This is a genomic window from Streptomyces sp. NPDC048481 (assembly GCF_043200075.1).
GTDB lineage: Bacteria > Actinomycetota > Actinomycetes > Streptomycetales > Streptomycetaceae > Streptomyces.
Genome location: NZ_JBICXC010000002.1, coordinates 228674 through 246255, shown reverse-complemented (window position 1 = coordinate 246255; position 17582 = coordinate 228674). Strand labels below are relative to the sequence as shown.

At 73.9% G+C, this 17582-nt stretch carries 12 protein-coding genes; 9 read left to right on the top strand and 3 right to left on the bottom strand.

The genetic code is table 11. The annotated features are described in order from the left end of the window. Nucleotides 1-169 precede the first annotated feature (169 nt). The 4 genes from ACGFSH_RS07380 (at nucleotide 170) to nudC (ending at nucleotide 10151) form a co-directional block, all read left to right on the top strand. Nucleotides 170-3736: an ATP-dependent helicase gene (locus tag ACGFSH_RS07380; protein WP_393345866.1), complete on the top strand. Its 3567-nt coding sequence runs from the start codon at nucleotides 170-172 to the stop codon at nucleotides 3734-3736. 211 nt (nucleotides 3737-3947) lie between these two features. Next, nucleotides 3948-7631, top strand: coding sequence for a UvrD-helicase domain-containing protein (locus ACGFSH_RS07375; protein ID WP_393345864.1), 3684 nt, complete (start codon nucleotides 3948-3950; stop codon nucleotides 7629-7631). A 10-nt stretch (nucleotides 7632-7641) separates the two neighbouring features. Further along, the gene (locus tag ACGFSH_RS07370) at nucleotides 7642-9054 is read left to right on the top strand and encodes a dipeptidase (protein ID WP_393345862.1); all 1413 of its coding nucleotides are present in this window, start codon (nucleotides 7642-7644) and stop codon (nucleotides 9052-9054) included. A 155-nt stretch (nucleotides 9055-9209) separates the two neighbouring features. Next, a complete protein-coding gene (nudC, locus tag ACGFSH_RS07365; RefSeq protein ID WP_329413394.1) occupies nucleotides 9210-10151 on the top strand; it encodes an NAD(+) diphosphatase in 942 nt (313 codons plus the stop codon). A gap of 106 nt (nucleotides 10152-10257) precedes the next feature. On the opposite strand, the gene ACGFSH_RS07360 is transcribed toward nudC, so the two are convergent. Further along, nucleotides 10258-10500, bottom strand: coding sequence for a mycoredoxin (locus tag ACGFSH_RS07360; protein WP_393345860.1), 243 nt, complete (start codon nucleotides 10498-10500; stop codon nucleotides 10258-10260). A 219-nt stretch (nucleotides 10501-10719) separates the two neighbouring features. Between ACGFSH_RS07360 and ACGFSH_RS07355 the strand changes: the two genes are divergently transcribed. The 5 genes from ACGFSH_RS07355 (at nucleotide 10720) to ACGFSH_RS07335 (ending at nucleotide 14743) form a co-directional block, all read left to right on the top strand. Then, a complete protein-coding gene (locus ACGFSH_RS07355) occupies nucleotides 10720-12921 on the top strand; it encodes an ATP-dependent DNA helicase UvrD2 (protein ID WP_393345858.1) in 2202 nt (733 codons plus the stop codon). Between the two features lie 193 nt (nucleotides 12922-13114). Then, the gene (locus ACGFSH_RS07350; RefSeq protein ID WP_393345856.1) at nucleotides 13115-13435 is read left to right on the top strand and encodes a hypothetical protein; all 321 of its coding nucleotides are present in this window, start codon (nucleotides 13115-13117) and stop codon (nucleotides 13433-13435) included. A gap of 178 nt (nucleotides 13436-13613) precedes the next feature. Beyond that, nucleotides 13614-13982, top strand: a complete 369-nt coding sequence (locus ACGFSH_RS07345) for a WhiB family transcriptional regulator (RefSeq protein WP_329413400.1) — start codon at nucleotides 13614-13616, stop codon at nucleotides 13980-13982. Further along, nucleotides 13979-14302 carry a hypothetical protein gene (locus tag ACGFSH_RS07340; protein ID WP_069771665.1) on the top strand — a complete coding sequence of 108 codons (324 nt, stop codon included), beginning with the start codon at nucleotides 13979-13981 and terminating at the stop codon, nucleotides 14300-14302. The genes ACGFSH_RS07345 and ACGFSH_RS07340 overlap by 4 nt, the downstream gene beginning before the upstream one ends. Nucleotides 14303-14440: 138 nt before the next feature. Further along, on the top strand, nucleotides 14441-14743 hold the full coding sequence (locus ACGFSH_RS07335) for a hypothetical protein (protein WP_393347002.1): 303 nt from the start codon (nucleotides 14441-14443) through the stop codon (nucleotides 14741-14743). A 75-nt stretch (nucleotides 14744-14818) separates the two neighbouring features. On the opposite strand, the gene ACGFSH_RS07330 is transcribed toward ACGFSH_RS07335, so the two are convergent. Together ACGFSH_RS07330 and ACGFSH_RS07325 are read right to left on the bottom strand one after the other, a co-directional pair. After that, nucleotides 14819-16333, bottom strand: coding sequence for an ABC1 kinase family protein (locus tag ACGFSH_RS07330; RefSeq protein ID WP_393345853.1), 1515 nt, complete (start codon nucleotides 16331-16333; stop codon nucleotides 14819-14821). After that, entirely contained in the window at nucleotides 16326-17552 is a 1227-nt protein-coding gene (locus ACGFSH_RS07325) for a TOMM precursor leader peptide-binding protein (protein ID WP_393345851.1), read from the bottom strand. Before ACGFSH_RS07325 ends, ACGFSH_RS07330 begins: the two co-directional genes overlap by 8 nt. Nucleotides 17553-17582 lie beyond the last annotated feature (30 nt).

Below are 17582 nucleotides of genomic sequence, written 5' to 3'. Positions count from 1 at the left end.
GACCCGGTCAGGGTGCGCGGCCGGGGGCCCGGGGGAAGAGGCGGAAGCCGTCTTTCCGGGCCGCAGGTCGGCGTAGCGTCGGCCGCACACGTCTCCCTCACCACGCGACCACCGCTCTTGCCGAGCGTCGCTCCGACAACCAGCACACCCACCAGGACCGGCGAACCACGTGAGCTCCTCTTCCTCCACCAGGCGCCTGCCGCACCCCCAGGGTCGGCAGGGCAACCGTGGCGCTTACCGGCTGGTACGCACCCCGGCGGCCCGGCCGGCTCCTCCTCGTCTGGACGCCGCCCAGCGCGCGGTGGTTGACCACGGCGCCGGCCCGCTGCTCGTCCTGGCCGGTCCGGGCACGGGGAAGACGACGACGCTCGTCGAGTCCGTGGCGGCCAGGGTCGCCGCCGGCGGCGACCCCGCGCGCATCCTGGTCCTCACCTTCAGCCGCAAGGCGGCCGTCGAACTGCGCGACCGGATGGCGCTGCGCATGGGCGCCGCCCACGCGCCCCAGGCGACCACCTTCCACTCGTACTGCTACGCCCTGGTGCGCGCCCACCAGGACGCCGACCTGTTCGTCGAACCCCTGCGCCTGCTGTCCGGACCCGAGCAGGACGTCGCGGTCCGCGAACTGCTCGCCGGCCAGCTCGACCTGCAACGGCTCGGCCTCGCGCACGTACGGTGGCCGGACGAACTGCGCGCCTGTCTCACCACCCGCGGTTTCGCCGACGAGGTCCGCGCGGTGCTGGCCCGCAGCCGCGAGCTGGGCCTCGGCCCGGCCGCCCTGGACGCCTTCGCCCACCGCATCGGCCGACCCGACTGGCGCGCCGCGGCCGCCTTCCTCGCCGAGTACCTCGACGTGCTCGACCTGCACGGCGTGATCGACTACGCGGAACTCGTCCACCGCGCGGTCCTCCTCGCCCACCGCACCGAGGTCGCCCACCGGCTCGCCGCCCAGTACGACGCGGTCTTCGTCGACGAGTACCAGGACACCGACCCCGCCCAGGTGCGGCTGCTGCACGCCCTCGCCGGCGGCGGCCGCACCCTGGTCGCGTTCGGCGACCCCGACCAGTCGATCTACACCTTCCGCGGCGCCGACGTGAACGGCATCCTCGAATTCCCGCAGGCCTTCCCGCGCCCCGACGGCCGCCCCGCCCCCGTCGAGGTCCTGCGCACCTCCCGCCGCTCCGGAGCAGCCCTGCTGGCCGCCACCCGGCTGCTCACCCAGCGGATGCCGCTGACCCGGCTGCCCGCCGCGAAGGTCCGCGCCCACCGCGAACTCACCGCGGTACGCGACGGCGGAAGCGTCGAGGTCCACACGTACCCGACCCCCGGGGCCGAACTGGACAACGTCGCCGACATCCTGCGCCGCGCGCACCTGGAGGACGGTGTCCCCTGGAGCGACATGGCCGTCCTGGTGCGCGCCGGCTCCCGCACGATCCCGACGGTCCGCCGCGCCCTGACGGCCGCGGGCGTCCCCCTCGACATCGACGGCGACGACCTCCCCCTGCGCCACGAACCGGCGGTCGCCCCCCTGCTGACGGCCCTGCGGGCCGTCGCCACGGCAGAGACCGCCCGGCCGACGGCGACCGCCCCGGCCCCGCCCACCGCCAGCGCCGCCGCCGAGAGCGGGAACGGCGCCGTCGCGACACCGCGGGACGCGGGAGACGTGGGAGCTCCCGACGACCCGCGGCCGCACACGGACGGTCCGGGAGACCTCGCCGACGGAGCAGGCAGCGAGACCGCCGGAGGCGCGGACGGCGAGGCGAGCGACGGCGCGGACGCCGCAGAGGGCGCGGACACGTCGGGAGCGTCGGGGCCGGCGGAGGTGTCGGAGCGCGGCCGGGCCGCCGCCGCGGACGACGGCGGCTGCTGGCTGGACACCGAGACCGCCCTGACCCTGCTCGCGTCCCCCCTCGCGGGCATGGACGCCGCCGATCTGCGCCGCCTCGGTCGTGCGCTGCGCGAGGAGGAACGCGCCGCCGGAGACCCGCTGCCGCCGCCCTCCGACGTCCTGCTCGCCCGCGCCCTGGCCGAGCCGGAACGCCTGGTCGCCCACGACCCGGCCTACGCGCGCGGCGCCCAGCGCCTGGGCGCGCTGCTGGCGACCGCCCGCGAGCGTCTCGCGCAGGGCGGCACGGCCGAGGAAGCGCTGTGGGACCTGTGGGACGGCACGCCCTGGCCCGCGCGCCTGGAGCGCGCCGCCCGGCGCGGCGGCGCGGCCGGCCGCAACGCCGACCGGGACCTGGACGCCGTGTGCGCGCTGTTCGCCACCGCCGCGCGCGCGGAGGAGCGCACCGGCGGCCGCGGCGCGCTGAACTTCCTGGCCGAGATCGAGGCCGAGGACATCGCCGCCGACACCCTCGCCCGGCGGGCCGTGCGCCCCGACGCGGTACGCCTCATGACCGCCCACCGCTCCAAGGGCCTGGAATGGCGCCTGGTCGTCGTCGCCGGCGTCCAGGAGGGCCTGTGGCCGGACCTGCGCCGCCGCGGCTCCCTCCTGGAGGCCGACCGCATCGGCCGCGACGGACTCGCCGAACCCCTCACACCGGGCGCGCTGCTCGCCGAGGAGCGCCGCCTCTTCTACGTCGCTGCCACCCGCGCGCGGGAGCGCCTCGTCGTCACCGCGGTGAAGGCGCCCGCCGACGACGGCGACCAGCCCTCGCGCTTCCTGACCGAACTCGGCGTCGCGCCCCAGGACGTCACCGGCCGCCCCCGCCGCCCCCTCGCGGTCGCCGCCCTGGTCGCCGAACTGCGCGCCACGACGGTCGACCCGCGCGCGTCCGCCACGCTCAGGGAGGCCGCCGCCCGCCGACTGGCCCGGCTGGCGGCCCTCGCCGACGAGGACGGCAGGCCCCTGGTGCCGGCCGCCCACCCCTACCGCTGGTGGGGCATGTTCGAGCCGACCGAGAGCAAGGTGCCGCTGCGCGACCGCGACCAGCCCGTCGTGCTCTCCGGCAGCGCCCTCGACCAGCTCGCCAACACCTGCGCGTTGCAGTGGTTCCTGGGCCGCGAGGTGAAGGCCGACGCCCCCGCCACCGTCGCCCAGGGCTTCGGCAACGTGGTGCACGTCCTCGCCGACGAGGTCGCCTCCGGGCACACCCCGGCCGACCTCGACGTCCTCATGGAACGCCTCGACTCCGTGTGGAACGCCCTCGCCTTCGACGCCCCCTGGAAATCGGCACAGGAGAAGGCGCACGCGCGCGTGGCGCTCGAACGCTTCCTCCAGTGGCATGTGATGGACCGCACCGGCCGCACCCCGGTCGCCAGCGAACACGACTTCGACGTCACGCTCGAAGCCGGTGAGTACGAGGTCCGCATCCGCGGCCAGATGGACCGCGTGGAGGCCGACGGCGAAGGCCGCGCCTACGTCGTCGACTTCAAGACGGGCAAACAGGCGCCCACGTCCCACGAGGTCGAGCGCCACCCGCAGCTCGCCGTCTACCAGCTCGCGGTGCGCGAAGGCGCCGTCGACGAGGCCTTCGACGGCGTACGGCCCGCACCGGGCGGCGCCGAACTCGTCCAGCTGCGCCAGGGCGCCCCCAAGCGGGACGGCGGGGACGCCCTGCCCAAGGTGCAGGCGCAGGAACCGCTGGAGGGCGAGTGGGTCGGGGACCTGCTGGCCACGGCGGCCGGCAAGGTCCTCGACGAGCGGTTCACCCCGACCGCGGGCCAGCAGTGCGCCCACTGCGCGTTCCGCGCCTCGTGCAGCGCCCGGCCCGAGGGACGCCACGTCGTCGAGTGAGGCGCACGACCCGCGTGTGTCCGGCAGGACCGGTCCCGCGAGCCCGGGCCGCGACGCGAGGCGAGACCGGGGTGCGAGCCGGGCAGGGCCGGTCGGACGGGCCCCGCCCGGCGGGGTGTGACGGACCGCACCACCCGCGCTGAGCTGCGCATCAGCCAGGGCGACGGGTGATTTGTCATCGAGTGTCAGTGCCCGCCGCTAGCCTCTCCCCATGCCCGCCCGTATCAGCGACCCCGAGGAGCTCAAGGAGCTCCTCGGGATCCCCTTCACCCCGGAGCAGACGGCGTGCATCACCGCGCCGCCCGCCCCGCAGGTGATCGTGGCCGGCGCCGGGTCGGGCAAGACGACCGTGATGGCGGCGCGCGTGGTGTGGCTGGTCGGCACCGGCCAGGTCGCCCCCGAGCAGGTCCTCGGCCTCACCTTCACCAACAAGGCGGCCGGAGAACTCGCCGAGCGCGTCCGCAGGGCACTGGTCAGGGCGGGCGTCACCGACCCCGACGCGATCGACCCCGACAACCCGCCGGGCGAACCGGCGATCTCCACCTACCACGCCTTCGCCGGCCGCCTGCTGACCGACCACGGCCTGCGCATCGGGCTGGAGCCGACGGCCCGCCTGCTCGCCGACGCCACCCGCTACCAGCTCGCCGCGCGCGTGCTGCGCGAAGCGCCCGGCCCCTACCCGTCCCTCACCCGCTCCTTCGCCGACCTGATCAGCGACCTTCTCACCCTCGACGCCGAACTCGCCGAGCACCTGGTGCGCCCCGAGGACCTGCGCCGGTGGGACGCCGGACTGCTGCTCTCCCTGGACGGCGCGAAACTCACCAACGCCGACCTGCGCAAGGCGCCCGAGACCGCCGCCGCCCGCCGCGAACTGGCCGACCTGGTGCTGCGCTACCGCGCCGCCAAACGCGACCGCGACCTGCTCGACTTCGGCGACCAGATCGCCCTGGCCGCACAGCTCGCCCAGGTTCCCGAAGTGGGCCCCCTGCTGCGCGACGAGTTCCGGGTCGTCCTCCTCGACGAGTACCAGGACACGTCCGTCGCCCAGCGCATCCTCCTGGCCGGCCTGTTCGGCGGCGGCACCGGCCACCCCGTGACCGCCGTCGGCGACCCCTGCCAGGCCATCTACGGCTGGCGCGGCGCCTCCGTGGCCAACCTCGACGACTTCCCCGAGCACTTCGCGCACGCCGACGGCAGCGCCGCCCGCCGACAGTCGCTCAGCGAGAACCGCCGCAGCGGCGGCCGCCTCCTGGAGCTCGCGAACGGCCTCGCCGAGCCCCTGCGCGCCATGCACGCGGGCGTGGAGGCGCTCAGCCCCGCACCGGGCGCCGAACGCGACGGAGTGGTCCGCTGCGCCCTGCTGCCCACCCATGCCGACGAGATGGACTGGATCGCCGACTCCGTGGCCCACCTCGTGCGCACCGGCAAGGCGCCCGGCGAGATCGCCGTCCTGTGCCGCACCGCCACCGACTTCGCGGAGATCCAGGGCGCGCTGGTCGCCCGCGACATCCCCGTCGAGGTGGTGGGCCTGTCCGGGCTGCTGCATCTGCCCGAGGTCGCCGACCTCGTCGCCGTCTGCGAGGTGCTCCAGGATCCCGGAGCCAACGCCTCCCTGGTCCGGCTGCTCACCGGCCCGCGCTGGCGCATCGGCCCGCGCGACCTGGCCCTCCTGGGCCGGCGGGCCCGGCTCCTCGTCAGCCACGCGCGGGCAGACGGCGCCGACGACCCCGACCGCCGCCTCGCCGAGGCCGTCGAAGGCGTCGACCCGTCCGAGGTGATATCGCTCGCCGACGCCCTCGACACCTTCCTGGAGACCCCCCTGTACGCCGACGGCGGCACGGGGGACGACGACGGCCTGCCGTTCTCGCCGGACGCGCGCGTGCGCTTCGCCCGCCTCGCCACAGAGCTGCGCGACCTGCGCCGCTCCCTGGCCGACCCCCTGATGGACGTCCTGCACCGCGTCCTGGCCGTCACCGGGCTGGAGGTCGAACTGTCGGCGTCCCCGCACGCCCTGGCCGCCCGCCGCCGCGAGACCCTGTCCAACTTCCTCGACGTCGCCGCCTCCTTCGCCGCCCACGAGAGCGAGGCGAGCCTGCTGGCCTTCCTCGGCTTCCTGCGCACCGCCGCCCAGTACGAGAAGGGCCTGGACAACGCGCTCCCCGGCGGAGAGAACACCGTCAAGGTCCTCACCGCGCACCGCTCCAAGGGCCTGGAGTGGGACGTCGTCGTGGTCCCCGGCCTGGTCGTCGGCACCTTCCCCAGCGCACAGGGCCGCGAGAAGTGGACCGCGCAGGCCAAGGTGCTCCCGCACGAGCTGCGCGGCGACGCCGACACCCTCCCCGACGTCGAGTCCTGGGACGCGCGGGGCATGAAGGCCTTCCACGAGGCCATGAAGGAACACCAGCACACCGAGGAGCTCCGCCTCGGCTACGTCACCTTCACCCGACCCCGCTCCCTGCTCCTGGGCTCCGGCCACTGGTGGGGCCCCACCCAGAAGAAGCCCCGCGGCCCTTCCGCCTTCCTCCAGGCCCTGCACGACCACTGCGCGGCCGGACACGGCGAGATCGAGGTCTGGGCGGACGAACCGGAAGAGGACGCGGAGAATCCCGCCCTGCACCGTGCCGCCGCCGACCAGGTGTGGCCGCTCCCGCTGGACGACGCCGCGCTCGCACGCCGGCGCGCCGCCGCCGAGACCGTCCTCGCCCATCTGGAGAACCTCGCCGCGCACACGGACGGCCACCCGGCGCCCACCCATGACCCGGACGCCCACGACGACCCCGAGTGGCCCTCTCCGCCGCCCGAGGACGAACCACCCCACGACGACCCCGACCCCTTCGAACCCGATCCCTTCGAACCCGGCTCGTTCGAACCCGATCCCTTCGAGGACGGTGCCTTCGAGGACGGTGCCTTCGAGGACGATCGCTTCGAGGACGCCTCCTTCGAGACCGACGCCCTCACGGACACCCCCGTCGAAGGCGCTCCCTTCGACGGCACGGCCCCCGATAACGCGCCCGGCGCCCCTGCCGAGGCGGCCGAGCCCCGCGCGGGCCGCCGCCCCACCCTCCCCGTGCCCCACCAGGCCACGGGCCCCGACCGCGACGCCGGACGCCCGCGCGGGAACCGTCTCACCCCCGAGGAGGCCCGCGCCGTCGCCTCCTGGGACCGCGACCTCGACGCCCTCGCCGGCGAACTGCTGCGCGCCCGCCGCGCCGTCACGGACGTCCCCCTGCCGACGACCCTGACCGCCTCCCAGGTACTACGGCTGGCCGCCGACCCGGACGGCCTCGCCCAGGAACTCGCACGCCCCATGCCACGCCCCCCGCAGCCTGCCGCGCGCCGGGGCACCCGTTTCCACGCCTGGGTGGAAGCCCGCTTCGAGGAACTGACCCTTCCCCTGCTCGGACCGGACGAACTGCCCGGGGACGACGCCGAGATCGCCGACGAGCGCGACCTCCAGGCGCTCAAGGACGCGTTCGAGCGCACCGATTACGCCCACCGCACGCCCTACCGCGTCGAGGCGCCCTTCCAGCTCTCCCTCGCGGGCCGCGTCGTGAGGGGCCGCATCGACGCCGTCTACAAGGAGGGCGACGGAGACTCCGCGACCTACGACATCCTCGACTGGAAGACGCACCGCGCGCGCACCGCAGACCCCCTCCAGCTCGCGATTTACCGGGTGGCATGGGCCGAGCAGCAGGGCGTGCCCGTGGAATCCGTCACAGCGGGCTTCCTGTACGTGCGCACCGGCGACGTCGTCCGCCCGCCGGGACTGCCCGATCGCACCGCGCTGGAGCGCCTGTTGACCGGGGAAGAGGCCGCCGGACGCGACCGCGACGCACCCGCCGGGCGAGCACAGCGCCCTCACGGGCCCGGCGAGGACACCGGCGCGGGCCGATAGGCTCGTGACCATGAGCCATCCCGTTGACAGTGCCGTCAGCGCCGTCCGCACGTACGTCGAGCAGCACCGCGACGCCTTCCTCGAGGACCTCGCCGAGTGGCTGCGCATCCCGTCGGTGTCGGCCCAGCCCGACCACGCACCCGACGTACGGCGCAGCGCGGACTGGCTCGCCGCGAAACTCGCGGAGACCGGCTTCCCGACCGTCGAGGTCTGGCCCACGCCGGGCGCGCCCGCCGTCTACGCCGAGTGGCCCTCCGACGACCCGCACGCCCCCACCGTCCTGGTCTACGGCCACCACGACGTGCAGCCCGCCGCCCGCGAGGACGGCTGGGACACCGACCCGTTCGAGCCCGTCGTGCGCGGCAACCGCCTCTACGCGCGCGGGGCGGCCGACGACAAGGGCCAGGTCTTCTTCCACACCCTGGGGGTACGCGCGCACCTCGCCGCCACCGGCCGCCCCGCCCCGGCCGTCACCCTCAAGCTGCTGATCGAGGGCGAGGAGGAGTCCAGCTCGCCGAACTTCCGCGACCTGGTCGAGCGGCAGGCGCGGCGGCTCGCCGCGGACGCCGTGATCGTCTCCGACACCGGCATGTGGTCCGAGGACACCCCCACCGTGTGCACCGGCATGCGCGGTCTCGCCGAGTGCGAGATCCGGCTCCTCGGCCCCGACCAGGACATCCACTCGGGCTCCTTCGGCGGCGCCGTGCCCAACCCGGCCACCGCGGCCGCCCGCCTGGTCGCGGCCCTGCACGACGAGCACGCGCGCGTGGCCGTCCCCGGCTTCTACGACGGCGTCGTCCAGCTCACAGACCGCGAGCGCGAACTCTTCGCCGAGCTGCCCTTCGACGAGCAGGAGTGGCTGCGCACCGCCCGGTCCCACGCCACCCACGGGGAAGCCGGCCACACCACCCTGGAACGGATCTGGGCCCGCCCCACCGCCGAGGTCAACGGCATCGGCGGCGGCTACCAGGGCCCCGGCAGCAAGACGATCGTCCCGTCCTCGGCGTTCGTGAAACTGTCCTTCCGGCTCGTCGCCGGCCAGGACCCCGAGCACATCGAGAAGGCCGTCCGCGCGTGGGCCGCCGGGCAGCTGCCCGCCGGGATCCGGCACGAGATCACGTTCAGCCCCGCCACCCGCCCGTGCCTGACCCCCCTGGACCACCCGGCGCTGCGGTCCGTGGCCCGCGCCATGGGCCGCGCCTTCGACAAGCCCGTCCGCTTCACCCGCGAGGGCGGCTCCGGGCCGGCCGCCGACCTCCAGGAGGTCCTCGGCGCCCCCGTGCTCTTCCTGGGCATCTCCGTCCCCTCGGACGGCTGGCACGCGCCCAACGAGAAGGTCGAGCTGGACCTCCTCCTCAAGGGCGTCGAGACCGCCGCCCACCTCTGGAGCGACCTCGCCGAGAACTGGCGTCATGCGCCCTGATGTCACCGACCGCTCCGGAACGCCCGCGCGCGGGGCGCACACTGGACCGGCCGCCCCGCACCGCGACACCGCGCCCGACCCGGTCGTCCCCTGCTGTACGTCCCGCTGAACCACCCGCCGAAACAACCGTTCCACCGGGGGAGTTGGAAGTACCCGTGACCACCTGGACCGACCCGAACGCCGATCGACCCATCTCGCTCACCGCGCCGAGCGGCGTGGACCGGGCAGCCCACCACCGGCTCGACGAGGCCTGGCTGGCCGCGGCGTGGAGCCACCCGACGACACGATGCTTCGTCGTCTCCGGCGGCCAGGTCCTCATCGACGAGACGCCCGACGGCCGCACCGAACTCGTCATGACCCCGTCGTTCGAGGCGCCCCTCACCGAAGCGCACCGCTACTTCCTGGGCACCGACGACGACGGCGTCAGCTACTTCGCCCTCCAGAAGGACGCGCTGCCCGGCCGGATCGACCAGTCCGCCCGCCCGGCCGGACTGCGCGAGGCCGGACTGCTGCTGTCACCGCGCGACGTGGGCTTGATGGTGCACGCCGTCGGCCTGGAGAGCTGGCAGCGCACCCACCGCTTCTGCTCCCGCTGCGGCGAGCGCACCGTCATCGCCGCCGCCGGCCACATCCGCCGCTGCCCCGCCTGCGGCGCCGAGCACTACCCGCGCACCGACCCCGCCGTGATCATGGCCGTGACCGACGACGAGGACCGCATCCTCCTCGGCCGCCAGGTGCACTGGCCCGAGGGCCGCTTCTCGACCCTCGCCGGCTTCGTCGAGCCCGGCGAGTCCATCGAGCAGTCCGTGCGCCGTGAGGTCTTCGAGGAGGCCGGCATCACCGTCGGCCCGGTCGAGTACGTCGCCAGCCAGCCCTGGCCCTTCCCGTCCAGCCTCATGCTGGGCTTCATGGCCCGCGCCACGTCCACCGACATCGACGTCGACGGCGACGAGATCCACGAGGCCCGCTGGTTCTCCCGCGACGAACTCGGCGCGGCCTTCGAGTCCGGCGAGGTCCTGCCGCCCTACGGCATCTCCATCGCGGCCCGCCTGATCGAGCTCTGGTACGGCAAGCCGCTGCCCACCCGCGCCGTCTGACCGGCACACACGAAGGGCGGCCCCGAACCGGGACCGCCCTTCCTTCGCACAGCCGCACAACCCGACACGGCCCGCACGGCGACGCCCGGTCACACGCCGTAAGCGATCACGCGCCGATCTTCTGCTTCACCTGCGCCAGCGACGGGTTCGTCAGCGTGGAGCCGTCGGGAAAAAGTACAGTCGGCACCGTCTGGTTTCCGCCGTTGGCCTTCTCGACGAACGCGGCGGAAGCCGGGTCCTGCTCGATGTTGATCTCGGTGTACGCGATGCCCTCGCGGTCCATCTGCTTCTTCAGCCGCTGGCAGTAGCCGCACCACGTGGTGCTGTACATCGTCACGGTGCCCAGCATGTCTCTTGTGCTCCTTCGGCGGGTCGGGGGTACAGGCGGTCCTACTGGCAGAACGTACGCGAGGGTGCCGCCATTCCCGCCGGCCGCGGGCCGGGTCCGGGAGCCGGAGTGACGCTCGCCGCATGGGCCCGAGCCGGAGTCCCCGCATTAGTACGACTGCGAGGGCCCGCCTGTGGACAACCGTCCCGCCCGTCTCCGCGGACCTGGCAGCATGGCTGTGTGACAGCAGCAACGCACTCCTCCCTCTTCCCGCAGGCACCGGACTCGGCCGACGCGGTGCTCGAAGGGCTCGACCCCGAGCAGCGCGAGGTGGCCACCGCCCTGCGCGGTCCGGTGTGCGTGCTGGCGGGGGCCGGCACCGGCAAGACCCGGGCGATCACCCACCGCATCGCCTACGGCGTCCGCGCCGGCATCCTTCAGCCCTCCAGCGTGCTCGCCGTCACCTTCACCAACCGCGCGGCGGGGGAGATGCGGGGCCGGCTGCGCCAGCTCGGCGCCCAAGGGGTGCAGGCCCGCACCTTCCACTCCGCGGCCCTGCGTCAGCTCCAGTACTTCTGGCCGAAAGCGATCGGTGGGTCACTGCCCCGGCTCGTCGACCGCAAGATCCAGCTCGTCGCCGAAGCGGCCGCCGCGTGCCGCCTGCGACTCGACCGCGGCGAGCTGCGGGACGCCACCGCGGAGATCGAGTGGTCCAAGGTCACCCAGACCGTCCCCGGCGACTACGCCCGGGCCGCCGCCAAGGCGGGCCGCGAGGTCCCCCGCGACCCCGCCGAGATCGCCCAGCTCTACGCCGCCTACGAGGACCTCAAGCGGGCCCGCGCCGTCATCGACTTCGAGGACGTCCTGCTGCTGACCGTGGCCGTCCTCCAGGACCGCCACGACATCGCCGAACAGGTACGCGCCCAGTACCAGCACTTCGTGGTCGACGAGTACCAGGACGTCAGCCCCCTTCAGCAGCGGCTGCTCGAACTGTGGCTCGGCGAGCGGGACGACCTGTGCGTGGTCGGCGACGCCAGCCAGACGATCTACTCCTTCACCGGCGCCACCCCCGACCACCTGCTCGACTTCCGCACCCGCCACCCGGGCGCCACCGTCGTCAAGCTGGTGCGCGACTACCGCTCCACGCCCCAGGTCGTCCATCTCGCCAACGGTCTGCTCGCCCAGGCCCGCGGCCGCGCCGCGGACCACCGTCTCGAGCTGGTCTCCCAACGCGCGCCCGGACCGGAGCCCGCCTACACCGAATACCCCGACGAGCCGGCCGAGGCGGACGGCGCGGCCCGTCGTATCCGCGAACTCCTCGACGCGGGCGTCCCGGCCGCGGAGATCGCCGTCCTGTTCCGCACGAACGCGCAGTCGGAGACCTACGAACAGGCGCTGGCCGACCGCGGCGTCCCGTATCAGCTGCGCGGCGCCGAGCGGTTCTTCGACCGGCCCGAGGTGCGCAAGGCGCGGGTCGCCCTGCGCGGTGCGGCCCGCTTCGGCGGCAACGACACGCTGCTGGAGGACGCCGTCGACCTGCCCTCCCAGGTGCGGGCCGTCCTCTCGGGCGAGGGCTGGACCACGCAGCCGCCGGCCGGCTCCGGAGCCGTCAGGGAGCGCTGGGAGTCCCTGGCCGCGCTGGTCCACCTCGCCCAGGACTTCGCCGCCGCCCGGCCCGGCGCCACGCTGGCCGATCTGGTCGCCGAACTCGACGAGCGGGCGAACGCCCAGCACGCCCCGACCGTGCAGGGCGTCACCCTGGCCTCCCTGCACTCGGCCAAGGGCCTGGAGTGGGACGTCGTCTTCCTCGTCGGCGTCGCCGAGGGCATGATGCCGATCACCTACGCCAAGACGGACGAGCAGATCGAGGAGGAGCGCCGCCTGCTGTACGTCGGGGTCACCCGGGCCCGTGAACGCCTGCACGTCTCCTGGGCGCTCTCCCGTTCGCCGGGCGGCCGCGCGAGTCGTCGCCCCAGCCGCTTCCTCGACGGGCTGCGCCCCGGTTCGGGTACCGCCGCCGCGGGCCGGGGCGGGGCCGCCGGGGGCATCGAGCGCGGTGTCACGGGCGGGGCGGCGCTCGCGCCCGCCGTGCCGCGCCGGACCCGGCGCAGCCCGGCCCGGTGCCGGGTCTGCGGGCGGACGCTGACCGACGCCGGCGAGATGAAGCTGATGCGCTGCGAGGACTGCCCGTCCGACATGGACGAGGGGCTCTACGAGCGGCTGCGGGACTGGCGGGCGGTCCAGGCGCGGCGAAGCGGACAGCCGGCGTACTGCGTCTTCACGGACAAGACGCTGATGGCGATCGCCGAGGCCGTGCCCGACGCGGAGGGCGAGCTGGCCCGGATCCCCGGGGTGGGGGTGCGCAAGTTCAACCGTTACGGTGCCGACGTTCTGGCCATCTGCGCAGGCCAGGACGTACCGGGCGGCGAAGTGGAGGACTGAGGGGCGGGGCGCGCGAGATTGATCCGAACTCGTCGGAAAAATAGTTTGCGCATGCCCCGGCAATCCCCATAGGTTCTTAGACACGGGAACGGCGGCCTTCTCCAAGGCCCTGATTCCGTGCTGTACTTACCTGCATATCCGTCGGATCGGGCTCACCCCCGGTCCCCCGAGACGCCGAGAGGAGGCGATTCCAGTGATCATCATCAACCGCAGCTCTGCCGCCAAACTGACCGGTCTCTCCGTCGTCTCCTCGTGCATGCTCGGCGCCTCGACCCTGGGCACCGGTCTGTCCGGCATCAGTGCCGGCCGGCTCGTGTCCTCCCGCGTCGCCTCCACGGATCTTCCCGTCCGTGAGCGCAATGAGCGACCGACCGAGGCACTGGAAGCAGTAAAGGGACAGGCGCATGCCTATGCCTTTGCAGCCGCCGGTGCCGGATTCCGGAAGCAGACGACGCAGCAGCACCCCCTGATGTGGGCCTTCCGTGGGCCGGAACCCTGGAGTGATCCAGCCTGATCGTCGATCAGGCCGGCGCCTTCAGGGCCGCGGAACCCCACCCGGGATCCGCGGCCCTTCTGTTTGTCCCGATCACGGGGACGACGGAGCGAAGGGGCCTCGGGACAAGAAAAGAACCCGGTACCCGCCGACAACCGGTCCCACCGGACCGGACCGACCAGACGAGGAAAAACACACCGTGCAACTCGAAGCGCACGCCCCGTCCGTACCGCCTTCCGAAACGCTCCCCCCGCCCGGCCTCACGAAGGACCCCACCTTGATCCCCCTCACGGCGCTGACCGCGCTCGACGACGCCATCGAGAACCTCGGCGTGCCCGTCCCCTGCCGCTCCTACGACCCGGAGGTCTTCTTCGCCGAGACGCCCGCCGACGTCGAGTACGCCAAGTCCCTGTGCCGCACCTGCCCGCTGGTCGAGGCCTGCCTCGCCGGCGCCAAGGAGCGTCGCGAGCCCTGGGGCGTCTGGGGTGGCGAGCTGTTCGTCCAGGGTGTCGTCGTCGCCCGCAAGCGGCCGCGTGGCCGCCCGCGCAAGAACCCGGTCACAGCATGAACATCGCAGGAACGATCGACCGCCCCCTCACGCAAGACCCCAAGAAGCAGGCCCCGATGAAGCCGTTCACCAGCGAGCCCGCAGGCTCCGCGACCGAAGACGTCACCACCACCGGCGCGTACGACTCGCGCCAGAACAGGACCCGCGAGATGCAACTCATTCCAGAAGCCCTGGCACGTGCGCATATGCATGACCGCCTGCGCGAGGCCGAGCAGGGCCGCCAGGCGGCGCGTCTGCTGGCCGCTCGGCGGATGCAGCGTCGGGCCGAGCGCGCCTCGCTGCGCGCCCGCCGGGCGCTCGCCATGGCCGTGATGCAGTGATCACACCCACCTGAAGCGGTGGCCTCCCCATCCACGGGGAGGCGAAGCTCTTCCCGCGGGGGCCGGTCCGTCCGAACGGACCGGCCCCCGCGGTGCGTTGGGGTGGCGAACCCGGGCAGGGGCGCTATCGTCCCGAGGATGACGCGTCCTCCCGGAGACAGCGACCGAGCCGGAGACGGTGAGCGGGTTGCGCACGGTGACCGCGCCGGAGACGGTGACCCGGCCGGAGCCGGTCAGCGGGCCGGAGGTGGGGGCCGCGGCGGCTCCTCGTCCGAGCCCGGTGGCGTGGTGTGCGCCCGCTGCGGTGTGCAGGCCGGGCAGCCGCCGCCCCTCACCTGGACCTGCTCCGTGGAGCACGGGGCCCGGCGCTTTTACTGCGAGGCCTGTGCCCGCGCCAACCTCAGGGCGATCGAGGGACGACTGGACTCGGACTGGTGGTGAGAAGCGTCACACCGCGCCGCGAGGCTGCCTATCCCGCTGCCCTTCCGTGCCGTCCGCTCCTCCGCGTCCCCTTCTTCACGCCTCCGCGACCGAGCCCCCGGCCCCCAGCCCACCCTGCTCCTCCCGCTTTCCCCGCTGCTTCAGCTCCTTCAGTTCCTTCAGCTCTTGGACGTTCTCCAGATCCTCGACGTCCCCCGGCTCCTCGAGTTCGTCCGGCTCCTCGAGTTCCTCCAGCGCCTCTTGATCGTCCGGGGTCTCCTCCGGGACGAAGCCGGGCAGCCACTCCTCCAGTTCCTCGCGCAGCCGTACCGTCGCGCCGAGCTGGCACAGCACGCCGATGGTGCTCAACGTCACCCGGTGTATCAGCAGGTAGGCGGGCGGCAGGTTGAGCTGCTTGCCCAACTGGTGGGCGGGGGAGCGGATGTCGGCGATCCGGGCCGCCTGGCTGCGCATCCAGCCGCGGGTGAACGTGAACTCGTCGAGGCGGGCCGGCTCGATGATCGGCAGGAGGTAGTCGAGGACCGCGTCGGGATCCAGCTCTATGGACTCCTTGACGAAGCCCTCCCTGCGGAGCAGCTCGTAGACCGCCTCGGCCTCGCCGTCCAGGGTGAGGCGCAGTGACTCGCCGATCGGGTCGGGCAGTCCGCCCGGGAGCCGGTCCACGGTGCCGAAGTCCAGCACGCCCAGCCGCCAGTCGTCCTCGCCTCCGGGGCCGCCCGGCAGCAGGCGGAAATTGCCGGGATGCGGGTCGGCGTGCAGCAGGCCGGTGCGTGCCGGGCCGGAGAAGAGGAACCGGGACAGGAGCTGACCGGCGCGATCGCGCTGTTCCTCGGTGCCGTCGGCGATCACCTCGGAGAGCGGCACGCCGTCGATCCACTCGGTGACCAGGATCTGGTCGCACTGGTGGACCACCGCCGGCACCACGACGTCCGGGTCGTCGGCGAACTCGTCCGCGTGGGCCTGCTGGGCCTGCGCCTCCAGGCTGTAGTCGAGCTCCTCCGAGACCCGGTCGCGCAGTTCCGTGATCAGGGGCTTGACGTCCATGCCCGGGACGAGGGGGCCCAACAGCCTGGCGAACCTGCTGAGTTGGTTCAGGTCGGAGAGCAGCGCCTCGCCCGCCCCCGGGTACTGGACCTTGACCGCGACCTCCCGGCCGTCGTGCCACACCGCTCGGTGCACCTGGCCGATCGAGGCGGCCGCGGCCGGCTTGTCGTCGAACTCCAGGAACAGCTGCGGCCAGTCCTCGCCGAGCTGCGCCGTGAGCACGGCGTGCATGGTACGGGTCGGCATCGGCGGAGCCGCGTCCTGGAGCTTGGTGAGCGCCGCGCGGTAGGGGCCGGCCACCTCCTCGGGCAGGGCGGACTCGAAGACGGACAGTGCCTGTCCGAACTTCATCGCGCCGCCCTTCAGCTCGCCCAGCACCTTGAAGAGCTGGTCGGCGGTGCGCTGCTGCAGCTCGCGGCCGACGATCTCCGCGGACTCGCCCACGATCCGCTTGCCCAGGCCCCAGGTCGCCCGCCCGGCGAAGCCGAGCGGGAGCGCGGCGAGCTTGGCGGTCCGGGTGACCGCCTTCCGGGGAAGATCAGACATGCGCCCTCCAAGTCCCAGACAGCCGCGTCGCGTCCGCCGTACGGCGATGCTCCGTCGGATGCCGATGCCTGTCCATTGTCGCGTGCGATCCCCGGTCCTCGGAGGGGTGTTCCCGCTCACCTTCGCGCTCACCTTCCCGGGCGGCTCCGCACGGGCACGCGTGGTGGGGCCGCACCGGCCGGGCGCGCCACTGCAGGGCGGGGGCGCTGACCTCCCAGCGTGCGGTTTCGCTCGCGGGGGTGCGGCCGTCGAGGAAGGCGAGGGCGTGGGCGGCGGCCAGACCGGCGACGGCCGTGGCGAGGGCCAGGTCACAGGCGCGTGCCGTTCGTCGTCCTCCGGAACGCCACTGGGCGATCAGCCTCGGCCAGGCCGGATCGCGGTCGACGCGCTCCTGCTGGAGACAGCCCGCGCATGCCGTCTCACCCGGCAGGACCAGGGGGCCGACGACGCCGGTGCCCTCCACGACGCCGGTGTAGAGGTGGGGCGTGCCCGAGGCGATCAAGGGCTCCGCCGCTTCGGGCGGGGGCGCGTGCACGGACACGTCGTCGCGCGGGGCGAGGATCACCAGGCCGAAGGCCGGGGTGTCCGAGGCGTCCGGTGGTCCCGGGGCCCTGCGCGGGGGGCGGTCGGGTGCGGCCCGGCGTACGGCGCGGCGGGCGGACTCGTCCCGGCGTTCGCCGATCGCCTCGGCGGGCAGGCCGCCCGGAGCGACGTCCCCCGGCTCGACCCGGCCGCCGTCCCGTACGTCCACCTCGCCGACGCCGGCCCCCGACAGCAGGGCGGCCAGCACCGCGCCGACCCGGCCGGCGCCCCGCACCTGGACCCGCAGCCGGCGGCGGGCGGCCAGGCGCCCGATCGCGTCGCCCGGCTCCGGCGTGAGGAGCGAGAGCGCGGCGAGGTCGGGGCGCAGCCGGTCCATGACGTCCGTCTTCTCCCGCAGGGCGTGGGCGTCCGGGCCGCCGCCGCGCGCGTCGTCGAGCAGTCCGGCCCGGGCCAGCCGCTCCACCAGCCGGTCGACGTGGCCGTCGGGCAGATCCATGCGCCGGCCCTCCTGGCGCAGCAGTGCCAGTCCGCGCGTGCCGTCCAGCAGCTCGAGGAAGCTCCCGGTGGCGGTGTCCACCGGGCCGAGTGTCAGTGCGTGCGCGGGTGTCATCCCGAACTGCACCGTGTTGAGGTCACGCCAGCCGCGCCGTAGCGCGGGCTTCATCGTCGGATGCATCGAAGGCCCCCGTATGCCTGGAAACTCCCC

Coding starts and splice junctions, on each gene's coding strand:
- ACGFSH_RS07375 (WP_393345864.1), top strand. CDS start 3,948: ATGCCCGCCCGTATCAGCGACCCCGAGGAGCTCAAGGAGCTCCTCGGG.
- ACGFSH_RS07370 (WP_393345862.1), top strand. CDS start 7,642: ATGAGCCATCCCGTTGACAGTGCCGTCAGCGCCGTCCGCACGTACGTC.
- ACGFSH_RS07360 (WP_393345860.1), bottom strand. CDS start 10,500: ATGCTGGGCACCGTGACGATGTACAGCACCACGTGGTGCGGCTACTGC.
- ACGFSH_RS07340 (WP_069771665.1), top strand. CDS start 13,979: ATGAACATCGCAGGAACGATCGACCGCCCCCTCACGCAAGACCCCAAG.
- ACGFSH_RS07335 (WP_393347002.1), top strand. CDS start 14,441: ATGACGCGTCCTCCCGGAGACAGCGACCGAGCCGGAGACGGTGAGCGG.
- ACGFSH_RS07330 (WP_393345853.1), bottom strand. CDS start 16,333: ATGTCTGATCTTCCCCGGAAGGCGGTCACCCGGACCGCCAAGCTCGCC.
- ACGFSH_RS07325 (WP_393345851.1), bottom strand. CDS start 17,552: ATGCATCCGACGATGAAGCCCGCGCTACGGCGCGGCTGGCGTGACCTC.